The 17,180-nt window shown below is 70.6% G+C and carries 16 protein-coding genes; 10 read left to right on the forward strand and 6 right to left on the reverse strand.

The genetic code is table 11. The features are described 5' to 3' along the window. Window positions 1–109 precede the first annotated feature (109 nt). Entirely contained in the window at window positions 110–577 is a 468-nt protein-coding gene (locus tag AC07N1_RS00995) for a cupin domain-containing protein (RefSeq protein ID WP_494670319.1), read from the reverse strand. 8 nt (window positions 578–585) lie between these two features. Beyond that, window positions 586–1,332: a hydroxyacylglutathione hydrolase gene (gloB, locus tag AC07N1_RS01000; RefSeq protein ID WP_494670069.1), complete on the reverse strand. Its 747-nt coding sequence runs from the start codon at window positions 1,330–1,332 to the stop codon at window positions 586–588. Between the two features lie 91 nt (window positions 1,333–1,423). On the opposite strand from gloB, the gene AC07N1_RS01005 reads away from it, so the two are divergent. The 3 genes from AC07N1_RS01005 to AC07N1_RS01015 all read left to right on the forward strand — a co-directional run bounded on the left by AC07N1_RS01005 (window position 1,424) and on the right by AC07N1_RS01015 (window position 4,190). After that, window positions 1,424–2,239: a class I SAM-dependent methyltransferase gene (locus tag AC07N1_RS01005; RefSeq protein ID WP_110132827.1), complete on the forward strand. Its 816-nt coding sequence runs from the start codon at window positions 1,424–1,426 to the stop codon at window positions 2,237–2,239. 29 nt (window positions 2,240–2,268) lie between these two features. Continuing rightward, window positions 2,269–2,613, forward strand: a complete 345-nt coding sequence (locus AC07N1_RS01010) for a P-II family nitrogen regulator (RefSeq protein ID WP_110120108.1) — start codon at window positions 2,269–2,271, stop codon at window positions 2,611–2,613. Window positions 2,614–2,681: 68 nt separating this feature from the next. Continuing rightward, complete coding sequence (locus AC07N1_RS01015) at window positions 2,682–4,190, forward strand: phospholipase D-like domain-containing protein (RefSeq protein ID WP_494670070.1); 1,509 nt, start codon at window positions 2,682–2,684, stop codon at window positions 4,188–4,190. Window positions 4,191–4,366: 176 nt separating this feature from the next. On the opposite strand, the gene AC07N1_RS01020 is transcribed toward AC07N1_RS01015, so the two are convergent. The 3 genes from AC07N1_RS01020 to metX all read right to left on the reverse strand — a co-directional run bounded on the left by AC07N1_RS01020 (window position 4,367) and on the right by metX (window position 7,075). Continuing rightward, the gene (locus AC07N1_RS01020; protein ID WP_494670071.1) at window positions 4,367–5,110 is read right to left on the reverse strand and encodes an endonuclease/exonuclease/phosphatase family protein; all 744 of its coding nucleotides are present in this window, start codon (window positions 5,108–5,110) and stop codon (window positions 4,367–4,369) included. Continuing rightward, window positions 5,107–5,772, reverse strand: coding sequence for a methionine biosynthesis protein MetW (gene metW / locus AC07N1_RS01025; RefSeq protein WP_494670320.1), 666 nt, complete (start codon window positions 5,770–5,772; stop codon window positions 5,107–5,109). The genes AC07N1_RS01020 and metW overlap by 4 nt, the downstream gene beginning before the upstream one ends. A gap of 145 nt (window positions 5,773–5,917) precedes the next feature. After that, window positions 5,918–7,075 (reverse strand): homoserine O-acetyltransferase MetX, encoded by a 1,158-nt coding sequence (metX, locus tag AC07N1_RS01030; protein WP_494670072.1) that lies wholly within the window; start codon window positions 7,073–7,075, stop codon window positions 5,918–5,920. A 135-nt stretch (window positions 7,076–7,210) separates the two neighbouring features. Here metX and AC07N1_RS01035 point away from each other — a divergent pair, with 135 nt between their 5' ends. From AC07N1_RS01035 to AC07N1_RS01055, 5 genes are read left to right on the forward strand one after another with little or no spacing between them, the layout of a single operon-like run. Further along, window positions 7,211–7,738, forward strand: coding sequence for a SixA phosphatase family protein (locus AC07N1_RS01035; protein ID WP_494670073.1), 528 nt, complete (start codon window positions 7,211–7,213; stop codon window positions 7,736–7,738). Next, window positions 7,735–8,079 (forward strand): DUF952 domain-containing protein, encoded by a 345-nt coding sequence (locus AC07N1_RS01040; RefSeq protein ID WP_494670074.1) that lies wholly within the window; start codon window positions 7,735–7,737, stop codon window positions 8,077–8,079. The genes AC07N1_RS01035 and AC07N1_RS01040 overlap by 4 nt, the downstream gene beginning before the upstream one ends. Further along, on the forward strand, window positions 8,076–9,143 hold the full coding sequence (locus tag AC07N1_RS01045) for a quinone-dependent dihydroorotate dehydrogenase (protein WP_494670075.1): 1,068 nt from the start codon (window positions 8,076–8,078) through the stop codon (window positions 9,141–9,143). The genes AC07N1_RS01040 and AC07N1_RS01045 overlap by 4 nt, the downstream gene beginning before the upstream one ends. Beyond that, window positions 9,140–9,874, forward strand: coding sequence for a TVP38/TMEM64 family protein (locus AC07N1_RS01050; RefSeq protein ID WP_492854358.1), 735 nt, complete (start codon window positions 9,140–9,142; stop codon window positions 9,872–9,874). The genes AC07N1_RS01045 and AC07N1_RS01050 overlap by 4 nt, the downstream gene beginning before the upstream one ends. A gap of 9 nt (window positions 9,875–9,883) precedes the next feature. Next, window positions 9,884–11,380 (forward strand): sensor histidine kinase, encoded by a 1,497-nt coding sequence (locus tag AC07N1_RS01055; RefSeq protein ID WP_494670076.1) that lies wholly within the window; start codon window positions 9,884–9,886, stop codon window positions 11,378–11,380. Between the two features lie 166 nt (window positions 11,381–11,546). Here AC07N1_RS01055 and AC07N1_RS01060 read toward each other — a convergent pair whose 3' ends face one another. Next, on the reverse strand, window positions 11,547–11,741 hold the full coding sequence (locus AC07N1_RS01060; RefSeq protein WP_487290005.1) for a hypothetical protein: 195 nt from the start codon (window positions 11,739–11,741) through the stop codon (window positions 11,547–11,549). A 268-nt stretch (window positions 11,742–12,009) separates the two neighbouring features. Here AC07N1_RS01060 and polA point away from each other — a divergent pair, with 268 nt between their 5' ends. Continuing rightward, the gene (gene polA, locus AC07N1_RS01065) at window positions 12,010–14,916 is read left to right on the forward strand and encodes a DNA polymerase I (RefSeq protein ID WP_494670321.1); all 2,907 of its coding nucleotides are present in this window, start codon (window positions 12,010–12,012) and stop codon (window positions 14,914–14,916) included. A 279-nt stretch (window positions 14,917–15,195) separates the two neighbouring features. Next, window positions 15,196–17,130 carry a methyl-accepting chemotaxis protein gene (locus AC07N1_RS01070; protein WP_494670077.1) on the forward strand — a complete coding sequence of 645 codons (1,935 nt, stop codon included), beginning with the start codon at window positions 15,196–15,198 and terminating at the stop codon, window positions 17,128–17,130. The last annotated feature ends 50 nt before the right edge of the window (window positions 17,131–17,180 follow it).

Consider the following 17,180-nt stretch of genomic DNA (forward strand, 5'->3'; position numbering starts at 1 on the left):
CTCCGGCCCTCCGGGCCACCTCCCCCAGAGGGGGAGGATCTTGGCCGACGCCTCGCCACGCAGATGCTCCCCCTCTGGGGGAGCTGTCGCGGAGCGACTGAGGGGGCCCTTACGCCCGAGGCCGCCACCCCTCCGGCGCCAGCTCGAACCCTTCGAACCGGAACCCCGGCGCCACGGTGCAGCCGACCAGCGTCCAGGCCCCCAGCGACACCGCCGTCTGCCACCAGCCCACCGGCACCACCACCTGCGGCCGGCAGCCGGCCCGCAGGTCCGGACCCAGCGTATGAGGCGTCATGCCGACGCCGTCGGGGGGCGACAGGGTCAGCGAGATCGGGGCGCCGGCGTACCAGTGCCAGACCTCGACTGCGTCGATGCGGTGCCAGGCCGACATCTGCTCGGCCTCCAGCAGGTAGTAGATCGCCGTCGAGGCCGGGCGGCCCTCGGCGTTGGGGGCGTCCTCGAACACCCGCACGTACCAGCCGCCCTCGGGATGCGGCGCCATGCCGAGCAGGCGCACGATCTCCTTGGCGCCCAGATCACCCGAAAGGGCCGCGCCCGAAATCCCGGCGGCAATCATCATCGAACTCATCCCTTGAAACTGTCCTTGGCCGCGCGGATCTCGGCGAAGGCCTGGGCCGGCGGCAGGCCGGGCCGCAGCACCGGGGCGCGCAGGAAGGGGTTAGTGGCCTTTTCCAGGCCGATGGTGGTGGGCACGGTGGCCTCGCCGCGCTCGCGGGCGGCGAACACCGCGTCCGCCCGCGCCTTCAAGGCCGGGTCGGCGTCGACCGACAGGGCGAAGCGGGCGTTGGAGGCGGTGTATTCGTGGGCGCAGTAGACGGCGGTGTCGTCGGGCAGGTCGGCCAGCCGCGACAGCGAGGCCCACATCTGCTCGGGATCGCCCTCGAACATCCGCCCGCAGCCCAGGGCGAACAGGGTGTCGCCGACGAAGGCGATCTGGTCTCCGGCGTCGTGATAGGCCACGTGGCCGAGGGTGTGGCCGCCGCTGTCGATGACCGCGAACCTGGTCTCGCCCAGCTCGACGACATCGCCGCCGGCCACCGCACGGTCGAGCGGGGCGATGCGGGTCACCTCCTGCGGGCCGGCGATGGTTGCGCCGGTGGCGGCCTTGATCTTCTCGTTGCCGCCGGCGTGGTCGGGATGCCAGTGGGTGTTGAGGATCATATCCAGGCCCCAGCCCAGCTTTTCCAGCTGCGCGAGGATGGCGTCGGCGTCCGGCGTGTCGATGCAGGCGGTCTTGCCGGTGGCGACATCGCGCACGAGAAAGCCGTAATTGTCGGACAGGCAGGGAAACTGGTGGATTTCGAGCGACATGCGAACGGCCTCGGTCACGGACGGGGGTCGGCGGGCGTGACGTGGAGGATTCGCCCGCCTAAATAAGTGACGCCTGGGCCACGGAGATTCAATGCGCCGCGACGTGCTCGACCTCAGGGCCTTCTACGCCGCCCCGCTCGGCCGGGTGGCGCGGGAGATGCTCGGCCGCAAGGTGGCCGAAGCCTGGGGCGACGCCAACGGGCTGGACGTGCTGGGCCTGGGCTACGCCACGCCCTTCCTCGACGAGGCCCGCGCCAAGGCCCGCCGCGTCGTGGCCGCCATGCCCGCCACCCAAGGCGTGGAAGTCTGGCCCGGCGGCGAGCGCAACCAGGCCGCCCTGGTCGAAGAAACCGCCCTGCCCTTTCCCAACGCCATGTTCGACCGGATTCTGGCCGTCCACGCCCTTGAGGAGGCCGACGACCCGGCCGCCGTGCTGCGCGAGATCTGGCGGGTCATGGCCCCGTCCGGCCGGCTGATCGTCGCCGTTGCCTCGCGCGACGGGGTCTGGGCCGGCGCCGAGAGCACGCCTTTCGGGCACGGCCGCCCGTTCAGCCGCAGCCAGCTGGAAAGCCTGCTGCGCGAGGCCGACCTGGAGCCCGCCGGCTGGACGCGGGCGCTCTACGCGCCGCCGATGGCCTTCACCGCCGGCTGGGCCGAGGGTTTCGAGCAGGTCGGCGCGCGCCTTTGGCCGCGCTTCGCCGGCCTGATCCTGATGGAGGCGGTCAAGCAGACCTTCGCGGTCAAGCCGCGCGGCACGCGGGCCCGGGCGCGGGTGTTCGCGCCGGTCATGCCGCCCGTCCCGGCGGGCGCGGCGCCTGTTCGGAAGGCGCCGGGAACCGTAAGGACCGGAATACTATTGGAAGCTGTGGCGGCAGGGCCTAGCCTGGAGTCGCCGACACAGCCGTAACCGGCCGCGTATCAAGGGGAAGCCGCGCCATGAAGATGATCGTCGCCGTGATCAAGCCCAGCCGTCTGGACGCCGTGCTCGAAGCGGTCACAGAAGCCGGCGCCTCGGGCCTGACGGTGACCGAAGTGCGCGGCTACGGCCGCCAGAAGGGCAAGACCGAGGTCTATCGCGGCGCCGAATACGAGGTGAAGCTGCTGCCGAAGGTCAAGCTCGAGATCGCCGTGCCCACCGACGTGGCCGACGCGGTGATCGAGGCCCTGCAGCGCACCGCCAACACCGGCAAGATCGGCGACGGCAAGGTCTTCGTCATGGACCTGGAGCAGGCCCTGCGCATCCGCACCGGCGAGCGCGACGCCGCCGCCATCGCCGGCTGATCTTTCCGGCAAGCGGAGCCATATTCGTCGCCGCACGTTTTCGAGCGGAGTAGCGGCGTAGGGGCGTCATGGCAGAATCCGAATCCGTCTTCTGTCCGGGCTCGACCTGTTGGCGGGTCGAGACCGCCGACCGGCTGGCGCTGTTCATCGACAACGACGAGGCCTTCGACGCGCTGAAGGCCCTGCTGCTGTCGGCCAGGCACTCGATCTGGATCCTGGCCTGGGTGTTCGATCCGCTCACCCGGCTCGATCCCGACCGGGTCAAGAAGAGCCGCGATCCCGAGCACGCCGACCGCATCGGCCTTCTGCTGCGCCGGCAGGCGGCGCTGAACCCGGCGCTGGACGTGCGGGTGCTGGCCTGGGACATGCCGTTCCCGATCGCCGCCTCGCAGCTGTTCGGACCGCAGCGCGGCGCGGCCTTCTTCGCCGGCTCCAGGGTGCAGTACAGGCTCGACAACACCCTGCCGGCCAGCGCCTGCCATCACCAGAAGGTGGTGGTGGTCGACGGGGTCACGGCCCTGGTCAGCGGCGGCGACATCGGCGTCGACCGCTGGGACACCACCGCCCACCTCGACAACGATCCGCGCCGGCGCCTGCCCACGGGACGTCACTATCCGGCCCGCCACGAGGTCGCCGCCCTGGTCGACGGCCGCACGGCCGAGGCCCTGGGCGAGCTTTTCGCCGAGCGCTGGCGCAAGGCGACGGGTGAAACCGTCGAGCCGCCGCAGCGTCCGGCGATCACGCCCTGGCCCGAGGGCCTGACGCCGCTGCTGCGCCGCGTGCCCGTGGCCATCGCCCGCACCCAGCCGCACTGGCGCCACGACCCCGAGATCAACGAGTGCCTGCTGCTGCACCTGGAGATGATCCGCACGGCCCAGTGGCTGATCTATGTGGAGAACCAGTACCTGACCTCGCCGATCGTGGTCGAAGCCCTGGCCGAGCGCCTGGCCGAGCCCGACGGCCCCGAGGTGGTGACCATCGGCCCGGCCCGCAGCCCCAGCTATTTCGACCAGGTCACCATGGACAGCGCCCGCACCGCGGCGATCAACCGCCTGCGCGAGGTCGACGTCCACGGCCGTTTCTTCGCCTTCAGCGCCCGCACGCCCAAGGGCGCGCCGATCATCGTCCATTCGAAGGTGGCGGTGGCCGACGACCGGGTGCTGCGCCTGGGCTCGGCCAATCTCAACAACCGCTCGATCGGGCTCGACACCGAGTGCGACATCGGCTTCGAGGCCCGCGACGAGGACGAGCGCCTGGCCATCGCCGCCTTCCTCGGCCGGCTGGTCGGCCACTTCCTGGGTGTCGAGACCGAGGTGCTGCTGGAGGCCTTCCTGGACCATGGCGGCCTGGGCCCGGCGATCGAGGCGCTGGACGGCCAGGCCGGTCCGCGGCGGCTGGAGCCGGTGGGCGTCGTGCCGCTGAAGGGCCTCAAGAAGTTCGTCGCCGACTGGAGCCTGGGCGACGCCATCGCCCCCGACGACGCCTGGCGCCCCTGGGGCCGCCGCAAGCGGCTGCGACACGACCTGGCGCGCCTGACGGATCCGCCGCCCGCGCCGCCGGAGCATCTGCAGCTGTAGGACGGGCCGCGACTTTTCCTATCCTCCCGTCATTCCCGCCCTTGTGGCGGGAACCCCTGGTTCCGCTCGCAAGGGAAGCGCAAGCGGCGTGCTCAGCACGCCGCCCCATCCGCCCTTGCGGCTGACAGAGGGGTTCCCGCCACAAGGGCGGGAATGACGGGAGAAGGGGAAGCGCCCTACTCCTCGATCTCCAGATCCACCACCAGCGGCAGGTGATCCGAGGCCACCCGCGCCAGCGCGTCATACGGCGAGAAGACGTTCACCGTGCGCAGGCCCTTGGTCAGGAAGACGTGGTCGATGCGCATGAACGGGAAGTTCGAGGGAAAGGTCGCGGTCGGGGCCTTGCCCCAGCCCGAGGCCAGGGTCTGGGCGTCGCGGGCGGCGGCCTTCAGCAGGCGGTAGGTGGCCGAATAAGGCGTGGCGTTGAAGTCGCCCAGCAGCACGCCCGGCGCGGTCCAGCGGTCGGACGCCATCCAGGCCTCGCCGACCAGGGCGGCGGCCTGGCGCTTCTGCTCCTGGGGCACCAGACCCAGGTGCGTGTTGATGATCTGCACCGGCTTGCCGCCGACCATCACCTCGACCCACAGCGCACCGCGCGGTTCCAGCCCCGGCACGGCGCGATAGAACGGCAGCGGGCCGGACTTGATCAGCTTCTCGGGCAGATGGGTGAGGATGGCGTCGCCGTAGAGCTCCTCCTCCACCGTCATGGCCGGGTGGAAGTGGAAGCCCATCTTCAGCAATTCGGCCAAGCGGTGGGCCTGATCGACGTTGCCGGTGCGCAGCCGGCCGACGTCGAGTTCCTGCAGGGCCACGACGTCGGGCTCATGCGCCGAGATCACCTCGGCCACGCGTTCCACGTCGAGCCTGCGGTCGCCGCCCACGCAACGGTGGACGTTGTAGGTCATCAGCCGCAGCTTCATGGGATCAGAAGATCGCCTGAAACGCCGCCAGGTTCCACACGCTGCGCGGGCGCACCGCGACTGAGCAGAAAGAGGCAGCTCTCCGAGCGCCAGTTTTCGAGCGCCCTGGTCGGGTCGATGGGCCGCGCGGGGCCGTTTCCGGCGAAGGCGGCGCTGGAATCCACGCGCACGCCCAGGTCCTCCGTCAGGGCCATGAAGTCGGCCAGGGTGCACAGGTGAATGTTCGGCGTCGCCCACCAGGGCGTCGGCAGGGCCTTGGTCTCGGGCATCCGCCCCCGGCTGAGCAGCGACCAGCGCACGCTCCAGTGGCCGAAATTGGGGAACGACACGATGGCCCGGTCGGCGATGCGCAGCAGCTCGTCCAGCACGTGGCGCGGATTGCGGGTGGCCTGCAGGGTCTGGGACAGCACCGCGTAGTCGAAGGTCTTGTCGGGAAAGTGGTCGAGGTCCTGGTCGGCGTCGCCCTGCACCACCGACAGCCCCCGCGCCATGCAGGCCGCCACGCCGTGGGCGCTGATCTCCAGCCCCCGGCCATCGACCTCCTTCTCCCGGGTCAGCAGCTCCAGCAGCGCGCCCTCGCCGCAGCCGACGTCGAGCACCCGCGCGCCGGGGCGCACGAGACGGAGGATTTCCCGGAAGTCTTGGCGGATCATCAGCAAGATCCTCCCCCTCTGGGGGAGGTGGCCCGGAGGGCCGGAGGGGGGGCGTTTTCAGCTTCCGAGGCGACGGATCGTCCTTGCAACTCTCCCCCCACCGATCGCTGCGCGATCGCCTCCCCCACAGGGGGAGGTTCCCGAAGTACAGCCCTCATCGCCCGATCCCCCGTTCCCGCTCCACCGACCCCATGAACCCGGTCAGCGCCGCATCCATCACCGGCTCGTCCAGCAGGAAGGCGTCGTGGCCCTTGTCGCTGTCGATCTCGGCGAAGGCGGCGCGGCAGCCGGCGGCGGTCAGGGCGCGGACGATGTGGCGGCTCTCCGAGGTCGGATAGAGCCAGTCGCTGGTGAAGCTGAGCACGCAGAACCGCACGTCGCGCGCGGCCTTGAAGGCGTTGGCCAGCACCCCGCCATGCGGCGCGGCCAGGTCGAAATAGTCCATGGCCCGGGTGATGTAGAGGTAGGAGTTGGCGTCGAAGCGGTCGACGAAACTGGCGCCCTGGTGGCGCAGGTAGCTCTCGACCTGGAAGTCGGCGTCGAAGCCCCAGGACAGGCCGTCGCGCTGCAGCTCGCGCCCGAACTTGCGCTGCAAGGCGGGCTCGGAAAGGTAGGTGATGTGGGCGGCCATCCGCGCCACGGCCAGGCCCTTCTCGGGCCGCGCGCCCTGGGCGGCATAGGCCCCGCCGCGCCATTCGGGGTCGGCCATGATCGCCTGGCGTCCCACCTCGTGGAAGGCGATGTTCTGGGCCGAGTGCCGCGAGGCCGAGGCCACGATCACGGCGCTGAACAGCTTCTTCGGATAGTCGGCCGCCCACTGCTGCACCTGCATGCCGCCCATCGAGCCGCCGACCACCGCCAGCAGTGTGTCGACCCCCAGGGCGTCGATCAGCATGGCCTGGGCCCGCACCATGTCGGCGATGGTCAGGATCGGGAACGACAGGCCCCACGGCTCGCCCGTGGCCGGATTGATCGAGGCAGGGCCGGTCGAGCCCATGCAGCCGCCGATGACGTTGGAGCAGATGACGAAGTGCCGGGCCGGGTCGATCGGCTTGCCGGGACCGACCAGCCGCGTCCACCAGCCGGGCTTTCCCGTCGTCGGATTGGCCCCGGCCACGTACTGGTCGCCGGTCAGGGCGTGGCAGATCAGGATGGCGTTGGAACCGTCCCCGTTCAGCGCGCCATAGGTCTGGTAGGCGATCTCCAGGCCGGCGATCTTCGCGCCGGAATCGAGCACCAGCGGACGGTCGGCGGGGAAGCGCCAGACACCGCCGCCGAGCGGCGCGGAAACGTCCAGGTCGAGATCGGCCATGTCGCCTTGGACCGCCTGTCGGCGAAGGTGTCAACCATGCGCTTTGCGCCTGGCCCCCGGCCCCGTATGAGGAGATCGTCGAGACGGCGTTTCTCGCCATTTGCCCCGCTTCGAAACCGCTCTATGGAGAGCCGCATGGACCGGTTGATCCTGATGCGCCACGGCAAGGCCGAGCGGCACGCCGCCAAGGGCGGAGACTTCGAGCGCGCGCTGGCCGAGCGCGGCCGCCAGGACGTGGCGCTGATCGCGTCCGCGCTCGCCTCGGAAGGCCTCGCCCCCGACTTGGTGCTGGTCTCGGCCGCCCGTCGCACCCGCGAGACCTGGGACGCCGCCGCCGGCGCCTTTCCGGGCGCGACCGCCGAGGTCCAGAAGAGCCTCTATCACGCCGAGGCCCAGGAAGTGCTGGCCGCCGTGCGCGAGGCCGACGCCCCGGCCGGCACGGTGATGGTGGTCGGCCACAATCCGGGCCTGCACGACCTTTCGCTGCGACTGGCCCTGGGCAATCAGGCAGTGGGCGGTCCGGCCGACGCGGGCGAGCTTTCCAAGCTGCGCGGCCGCTTCCCCACCGCCACCGCGGCTGTCTTCGACATCGACGCGTCCGGCGCCCCGCGGCTGGCGCGCGTCTTCTACGCATCCGAACACGGCGGGCACGGCGGCGAATGACCCTGGTCTACAAGATCCTGCCCAAGGCCCTCTGGGACGAGGCCAAGGCGGGCGGCCGCTTTACCGGCGCCCCCATCGACCACGCCGACGGCTTCATCCACCTGTCGGCCGCCGGCCAGGCCCAGGAGACCGCCGCCCTCTATTTCCGCGGCCAGGAAGATCTTCTGCTGGTCGGTTTCGACGCCGACGCCCTGGGTCCCGAGCTGAAGTGGGAGGCCTCGCGCGGCGGGGCCCTGTTCCCGCACCTCTTCCGCAGCCTCTCTCCGACCGAAGCCGTTTCGGAAAAGCCGCTGTCCCTCGACGCCGACGGCGTCCCGCAACTGGGCGACCTTTCCGCATGAGCCTGCACGACATCGCTTCCCGCGCCCTGCACGTCCTGGATCCCGAGGACGCCCACGGCTGGGCGATCCGCGGCCTGAAGTGGGGCCTGGGCCCGCGCGACGGCGGCGTCGACGATCCGATCCTGGCGACCAGCGTCGCGGGCCTTCAACTGTCCAACTGCGTGGGCCTAGCCGCCGGCTTCGACAAGAACGCCGAGGTTCCCGACGCCATGCTGGCCGCCGGCTTCGGCTTCGTGGAGGCCGGCACGGTCACGCCGCTGGCCCAGGCCGGCAATCCGCGCCCGCGCCTGTTCCGCCTGACCGACGACCAGGCGGTGATCAACCGCATGGGCTTCAACAACGAGGGGCTGGAGCCCTTCGCCGCGCGTCTTGCGGCCCGCAAGCACGCCCATGCCGACCGACTGGGCGTGTTCGGCGCCAATATCGGGGCCAACAAGGACGCCGACGACCGCATCGGCGACTACGTCACGGGTCTCACCCGCCTGTGGGGCCTGTCGGACTACTTCACGGTCAACATCTCCTCGCCCAACACGCCGGGCCTGCGCGCCTTGCAGACCAAGGCGGCGCTGGAGGAACTGCTGGGCCGGATCGCGCAGGCTCGCGCCGGTCTCGCCAAGGGCGGCGCCGACTATCCGATCTTCCTGAAGGTCGCGCCCGACCTGGAGGACGGCGAGGTCGAGGCCATCGTCGAGACCGTGCTGGCCCAGGGCCTGAACGGGATCATCGTCTCCAACACCACCATCGCCCGCCCCGACAGCCTCAAGTCCGCGCAGAAGGGCGAGGGCGGCGGCCTGTCCGGCGCGCCGCTGCTGGGCGCCTCGACCGCGGTGCTGGCCCAGTTCCACGCCGCCGCCAAGGGCCGCCTGGCGCTGATCGGGGCCGGCGGCATCGCCAGCGGGGCCGACGCCCTGGCCAAGATCAAGGCCGGCGCCTGCGCGGTGCAGCTCTATTCGGCCCTGGTCTATGGCGGGCCGGGCCTGGTGGTCCGCATCAAGAAGGACCTGGCCGCCCGCCTGCGCGCCGAAGGCTTCGCCAGCGTCTCCGAGGCGATCGGGACCGCATGAATCCCGACCAGAGCCTGGCCTGGCTGAGACGCTTCGGACCGCTCGCGGTCCTGGCGATCCTGCTCGCCGTGGCTCTGGGCTCGGGCCTGGCCGGCAAGCTATCCCTGGAGACGCTCCAGGCCCAGGGCCAGGCCTTGCAGGCCTTCGCCCACCGGCATCCGGCCCGCTGCGCCGTGATCTTCGTGCTGGTCTATGTGGCAACCGTCTCGGTCTCGCTGCCCGGGGCCCTGATCCTGTCGCTGAGCAGCGGCTTTCTGTTCGGCCCGCTGGGCGGCGCCCTGGCCCTGACCGGCGTGACCGGCGGCTCGACCGTGGTCTATGCGGCCTGCCGCACCGCCTTCGGCGACTTCCTGCGCCGCAAGCCGGGCGCGCTGCTGACCCGCATCGAGGAGGGGTTCAAGGCCGACGCCTTCTCCTACCTGCTGACCCTGCGGCTGATCCCGGCCTTCCCGCTGCTGCTGGTCAATGTCGCCTCGGGCCTGATGCGCATCCCGTTCCGCACCTATCTGCTGGCCTCGGTGCTGGGCATGGCCCCCAGCTCGTTCATCTATGCCGGGATCGGTTCGGGCCTGGGCCACCTGTTCGCCACGGGAGAGCCGGTGACCCTGTCCACCCTGGCCTCGCCGCGCATCTATCTGCCGATCGTCGGCCTGGGCGTGCTGGCGCTGATCCCGCCGCTCTGGAAGACCGCGCGCAGGCGCCGCGTTGCCCCGGCCCCCGACGTGAAGTAACCCAGACACATGGCCGAACCGGTCACGCCGCCCGCCGCACCCGACAAGCCGCCCGGAAGACGCCTTCCGTGGCCCGGCGGCCTGTCGGCGCGCCTGCTGCTCTTGACCGCCCTCTTCGTGTTCCTGGCCGGCGCCTGCATCCTGCCGCCGGCCCTGGCCGACCTGGAAAAGCAGTGGCTGCTCGACCGGGTGCGGGCCGCCGAACTGGCCTCGACCATCGCCGACGCCGATCCCGAGCGCCGGGTCACCGACCAGGTCTCGCAGCGCCTGCTCGACCAGGCCGGCGTGGTCATCGTGGCCCTGCAGGTCGATGGCGCCCGGCGTCTCGTCCTGCCGACCGAGCCGCGCAGCATCGAGCAGCCCTATCTCGTCGACCTGCGCCGCCAGAACTCCGGCTCGTGGCTGGCCGCCCCGTTCTTCACCCTGAAGAGCAAGCCCGGCAGCCTGGTGCGCGTCATGGCCGAGCCGCGCTTCCGCCAGGAGGCCGAGTTCGTCGAGATCGTGCTGCCCGACACCCCTCTGAAGGCCTATCTGATCGCCAACTTCTGGCGCCTGGCGGGCGTGACCCTGTTCGCCGCGGGCCTGGCCGGGGGCCTGATCTATCTGTCGCTGAACTTCCTGCTGGTGCGGCCCATGCAGCGCATCACCAAGGCCATGGAGCGGTTCCGCGCCGACCCTGAGGATCCCGAGGCCCGCGTCGTCGTCTCGCGCCGCCGCGACGAGATCGGCCGCGCCGAGGCCGAGCTCGACGCCATGCAGACCGACCTGCGCACCGCCCTCCAGGCCAAGGCCCGCCTCGCGGCCCTGGGCGAGGCGGTGGCCAAGATCAATCACGATCTGCGCAACATGCTGACCAGCGCCCAGATGGCGTCGGACCGCCTGGCCGCCCTGGGCGACCCCAAGGTGGCCCAGGCCCTGCCGCGACTTGAGAGGGCTTTGGACCGCGCCATCACCCTGGCCAGCGACGTCATGGCCTACGGCAAGTCCAAGGAGCCGGCCCCGGTGTCGCGCACCGTGGCCCTGCGCGCGGCGCTGGAGATGGCGGCCGAGGACTCGGGGCTGTCGCCCAAGGGCGTGGCCTTGGAGACGGTGATCGACCCGCGCGAGCTGGTGATCGCCGACCCCGACCAGCTGCACCGCATCCTCACCAACCTGCTGCGCAACGCCCGCGAAGCCATCGAGGGCGCGCCCGATCGCGGCGGCAAGGGCCGGGTGTTCGTGGAACTGCGCCGGGTGGACGGCATGAGCCACCTGCGGCTGTCGGACGATGGCCCAGGCGTGCCCGAGCGGGCGCGGGCCAACCTGTTCCAGCCGTTCGTGGGATCGGTGCGTCGCGGCGGCACGGGCCTGGGCCTGGCCATCGCCCGCGAACTGGCCCAGGGCCATGGCGGCGACCTGGCGCTGGTGGAGACCGGCCCGGGCGGCTCGGTGTTCGACCTGACCCTGGCGGGGGTTCCGGAGCCCGCGCCGGCCGAGGAAACGGAAGCGGCGAAGTCGAAGCCTTAAACTTCGCCCTCTTCTCCCGTCATTCCCGCCCTTGTGGCGGGAACCCCTCTGTCAGCCGCAAGGGCGGATGAGGCGACGTGCCGAGCACGTCGCTAGCCCCTCACGTGCAAGCGGAACCAGGGGTTCCCGCCACAAGGGCGGGAATGACGGGAGGTTGGGGAGCGGCTTAAACCACGTACTGCTTGGGCAGGGGCGCGCCCTGCTCGGCGGGCGCCAGGGGCGCGCGGAGCTCGACCGGTTCGCTGGTCGGATGGTCCGAAACCGGCGGCGGGCTGAACGTCCCGGTCGCCAGCACGGCGGCGACGACAAGGCTGCAGGTTCCCAGGCCAAGGCCCAGGGCGATGGTCTTCTTCAAGGTCATGGTCAAAAATGTATCCGCGTCGGGGAGGGCGCTTTTACGTACTGAAACCAAGTCGCAGACATGCCCGTCGGTTCCCGGGCGCGCCATGCGGCACGTGGTCCGCCTGTGAGGCGGACGCGCTTTTGCCTCTAAACCGTCCACAGGTCCAGCCTGGGGCACCTTAAGGGCGATCTCGCCTTATTTGGGCGAACGCTGGTTGCAAAGCGTTACCATGCGGTCCTCGCCAAGGCGGTTTCCGATGGGCTCCCGGCCCCTTATGTTCGGCGCCATGACCGACGTCGCCGCGCCCGATTCCGCCCAGACCCGCCCCCTCACCCAGGACGGTCCCGCCCTGCGCCTCTTCCTGGTGGACGGCTCGGCCTATCTGTTCCGCGCCTACCACGCGCTGCCGCCCCTGACCCGCAAGAGCGACGGCCTGCCCGTCGGCGCGGTGCAGGGCTTCTGCAACATGCTGTGGAAGCTGATGCGCGACATGCAGGGCGACGCCCCCACGCACCTGGCGGTGATCTGGGACCACTCGGAAAAGACGTTCCGCAACAAGCTGTACGACCAGTACAAGGCCCACCGCCCGCCGCCGCCGGAAGACCTGATCCCGCAGTTCCCGCTGGTGCGCGACGCCACCCGGGCCTTCGGCGTGCCGGCCATCGAGCTGCCCGGCTACGAGGCCGACGACCTGATCGCGGCCTATGCCTGCGCCGCGCGCGACGCCGGCGGCGAGGCCGTCATCGTCTCGTCCGACAAGGACCTGATGCAGCTGGTCGGCGACAGCGTCTCGATGTTCGACCCCATGAAGGGCGTGCGCATCGGCCGCAACGAGGTGTTCGAGAAGTTCGGCGTCTATCCCGAGCACGTCGTCGACGTGCAGTCGCTGTGCGGCGACAGCGTCGACAACGTTCCGGGCGCGCCGGGCATCGGCGTCAAGACCGCCGCCCAGCTGATCACCGAATACGGCGACCTCGACACGCTGCTGGCCCGGGCCGGCGAGATCAAGCAGCCCAAGCGCCGCGAGACCCTGATCAACTTCGCCGACCAGATCCGCCTGTCGCGGGCCCTGGTCACCCTGGACTGCAACACCCCCCTGCCCGAGCCTCTGGACGACCTGGTGGTGCGCGAGCCCGACAAGGCCGTGCTGGCCGACTTCCTCGAGCAGATGGAGTTCCGCACGCTGGCCAGACGCGTAGGCGACGGCAACGCCGCGGCCGCGCCTCGCACCCTTGAGGCCCGCCCGTCGGAGAAGGCCGTGACCGCGCCGGTCACCACCGTCTCCTACGCCTCGGCCGCCGCCCGCGCCGCGGCCAGCCCGGTCGCCGAACCCGTCGCCATCGACACCGCGGCCTACGTCTGCGTGCGCGACCTGGCGACGCTGCAGGTCTGGATCGACAAGGCCCGCGCCAAGGGCGTGGTCGCCTTCGACACCGAGACCGACGCCCTGTCGTCGGCCAACGCCGGCCTGTGCGGCGTGTCGCTGGCCATCGCCCCCGGCGAGGCCTGCTACATCCCCGTCAGCCACGAGGAGAAGGCCCAGGACGGCGGCCTGGTCTTCGAAGCTCCCGCCAAGCTGGAGCAGATCTCCGAGGAAGACGCCCTGGCCGCCCTCAAGCCGCTGCTGGAAGACCCGGCCGTGCTGAAGGTCGCCCAGAACGCCAAGTACGACATCGCCGTGATGCTGCGCCGGGGGATCAAGGTCGCCCCGATCGAAGACACCATGCTGATCAGCTACGTGCTGGAGGCGGGACTGCACGGCCACGGCATGGACGAGCTGTCGGAGCTGTGGCTGGGCCACAAGCCCATCCCCTTCAAGGAAGTGGCGGGCTCCGGAAAGAGCCAGATCAGCTTCAAGCACGTCGCCCTCGACAAGGCGACGGCCTACGCCGCCGAGGACGCCGACGTCACCCTGCGGCTCTACAACGTGCTGCGCCCGCGCCTGGCGGCCGAGGGCCTGCTGACCGTCTACGAGACCCTCGAGCGTCCCCTCCCCGCCGTGCTGGCGACCATGGAGAACGACGGCATCCGCGTCGATCCCGAGACCCTGCGCCGGCTCTCCAACGAGTTCTCGCTGCGCATGGCCGAGTTCGAGGAGCAGGCCCAGAAGCTGGCCGGCCGCCCGTTCAACCTGGGCAGCCCCAAGCAGATCGGCGACGTGCTGTTCGGCGAAATGTCGATGAAGGGCGGCAAGAAGACCGCCACCGGCCAGTGGTCGACCGACAGCGACGTGCTGGAAAGCCTGGCCAATGAGCACGAGCTGCCGCGCGTGCTGCTCGACTGGCGTCAGCTCTCCAAGCTGAAGGGCACCTATACCGAGAACCTGATCGCCGCGATGAGCGAGCGCACGGGCCGGGTGCACACCTCCTACGCCCTGGCGGCGACCACCACGGGCCGCCTGTCGTCGTCGGACCCCAACCTGCAGAACATCCCGGTGCGCACGGAAGAGGGCCGCAAGATCCGCAAGGCCTTCGTGGCCGCGCCGGGCAAGGTGCTGATCAGCGCCGACTACAGCCAGATCGAGCTGCGGCTACTCGCCCACATTGGCGACATCCCGCAGCTGCAGAAGGCCTTCCGCGACGGCCTCGACATCCACGCCATGACGGCGTCGGAAATGTTCGACACCCCGATCGAGGGCATGGACCCGCTGATCCGCCGCCGGGCCAAGGCCATCAACTTCGGCATCGTCTACGGCATCAGCGCCTTCGGCCTGGCCAACCAGCTGGGCATCGGCCAGGGCGAGGCCGGGGCCTATATCAAGACCTATTTCGAGCGCTTCCCCGGCATCCAGGCCTATATGGACGCCACCCGCGCCTTCGTGCGCGAGCACGGCTACGTCACAACGATCTTCGGCCGCAGGATCAACATCCCCGACATCCACGCCAAGTCGGTGGGCCAGCGGCAGTTCTCCGAGCGCGCCGCCATCAACGCCCCGATCCAGGGCGCGGCCGCCGACGTCATGCGCCGGGCCATGGTGCGCATGCCGGGCGCGCTGGAAGAGGCGGGGCTCGAGGCGCGCATGCTGCTGCAGGTGCACGACGAACTGGTGTTCGAGGCGCCGGAAGCCGAGGCCGAGGCCGTCTGCGCGCTCGCCCGCCGGGTGATGGAGGGCGCGGCCGAGCCGGCCGTCGCGCTTTCCATTCCCCTCACGGTGGAAGCCCGGGCCGCGAGCAACTGGGACGAAGCCCACTAAATCAACGTCGCAGGCAAAAAACTTCACTGCGCCTTTGTCGCACGCCCGCTCCGCTCCAGGTGGAGCGGGCGTCGCCTTATCAATGGTAACCCTTTACGCAGCGCAATCCTGAGTATCCGCAGGTCGAGCCAGCTGCGAATGGCTGACATTTTCAGTCACCAGGGTGCGACGTTCCGCCACAGTACGGTTAATGTCGTGGAAACCGCGAACTCGCCAGAGCTTCCGTCGTGACATGTGCTCGTGGGCACAGATGTCGGGAATAAACTTTGGAGGCGGGCTGTGCGGTTTGGCGACTTGAAGATTCCCCAGAAGCTGATGATCGTGTTCGGCGTGATGCTGGCCGCGATCCTGGCCATGGGCGTCACCCTCTACGTCAACCAGGAGGTCTATGAGGCCTCGGTGAAGCAGTCGACGCTGGCCCAGCAGAGCCTGCGCGCCGCCGATACGGCCGCCTTCCGCCTGACCCGCCAGGAAAACTCGCTGCGGGGCTTCCTGCTCTCGGGCGACGACTACTACGTCAAGCGCCTGGAAGAGGCCCACAAGCCGAAGTTCCTCGGCGCGCTGGAGGACCTGCGCAAGCTGGCCGGCGGCGACGAGGCCGACCTGAACCGCATCGCCGCCGTCGAGGCCGCCTACGCCAACTACCGCAAGATGGCCATCGAGCCGGCCGAGCAGCTGGGCGCCGATCCGGCGACCCGCGCCCAGGCCATCGATCTGGTCAAGCATGACGGCGTCGCCGACAAGGCCGTCGAGCCGGTGGAAGACGCCATCCAGGCCATCACCGACGACGCCGAAGCCGTGGTCACCGCCCAGACCGAAGCCCAGGCCGCCGCCTCGCTGCGCAACACCCTGGTGCTGGCTGTCGGCATCGCCATCGTCCTGGCCGTCGCCGTCGCCGGCGGACTGCTGCTGACGGGCGGCATCGCCGCTCCGGTCGCCGCCATGACCACCGCCATGCGCCGCCTGGCCTCCGGCGACAACACGGTCGCCGTGCCCGCCGCCGGCCGCAAGGACGAGATCGGCGAGATGGCCGGCGCCGTCGCCACCTTCAAGGACGCCGCCATCCACAAGCTGCGCCTGGAAGAGGAAGCCGCCGCCGCCGCCGCCCGCACCGAGCGCGAGCGCGCCGAACGCGAAGCCGAGAAGGCCGCCGAGGCCGAGACCGACCGCATCGCCATCCAGGCCCTGGGCTCGGCCCTGGGCGCCATGGCCGACGGCGACCTGACCTACCGCATCGACGCCCACTTCGCGCCCAAGGCCCAGCAGCTGAAGTCCGACTTCAACGCCGCCGCCGGCCGCCTGCAGGACGCCATGCGCGGCATCAACGGCGCCACCGGCGGCATCCGCGCCGGCTCCGAAGAGATCGCCCAGGCCTCCGACGACCTGTCGCGCCGCACCGAGCAGCAGGCCGCCAGCCTGGAAGAGACCGCCGCCGCCCTCGACGAGATCACCGCCACGGTCCGCAAGACCGCCGCCGGCGCCAAGGAAGCCTCCAGCGTGGTCGCCGCCGCCCGCGCCGACGCCGAACGCTCGGGCCAGATCGTCAGCCAGGCCGTCAGCGCCATGGCCGGCATCGAGCAGTCCTCGGGCCAGATCGGCAACATCATCGGCGTGATCGACGAGATCGCCTTCCAGACCAACCTGCTGGCCCTGAACGCAGGCGTCGAAGCCGCCCGCGCCGGCGACGCCGGCAAGGGTTTCGCGGTCGTCGCCCAGGAAGTCCGTGCGCTGGCTCAGCGCTCGGCCGAGGCCGCCAAGGAGATCAAGACCCTGATCTCGACCTCGACCCAGCAGGTCGGCTCGGGCGTGTCGCTGGTCGGCCAGACCGGCGAGGCCCTGCAGCGCATCGTCGACCAGGTCGCCACCATCGACAGCCTGGTCAACGAGATCGCCGCCTCGGCCACCGAGCAGTCGACCGGCCTGCACCAGGTCAACAGCGCCGTGAACCAGATGGACCAGGTCGTTCAGCAGAACGCCGCCATGGTCGAGGAAGCCACCGCCGCCACCCACTCGCTGAAGGGCGAGACCGGCGAGCTGGCCGCCCTGGTCGGCCGTTTCCGGGTCGGCGGCGAAAGCGCCATCCGCGCGCCAGCCGCCGCGCCCAGCCCGGTGCACGCCGCCCAGGCCCGCGCCCAGACCTTCGTCCGCCCGGGCCGCTCCGGCGGCGCGGCCACCGCCGCCGCGACCAAGGTCGACGAGTGGGAAGAGTTCTGAGCCGACGGGTTCAGCTGAAAACGGAAAGGGCGGCTCGCGAGGGCCGCCTT

The sequence above is a fragment of the Caulobacter sp. GW821-FHT09B11 genome (assembly GCF_059418205.1).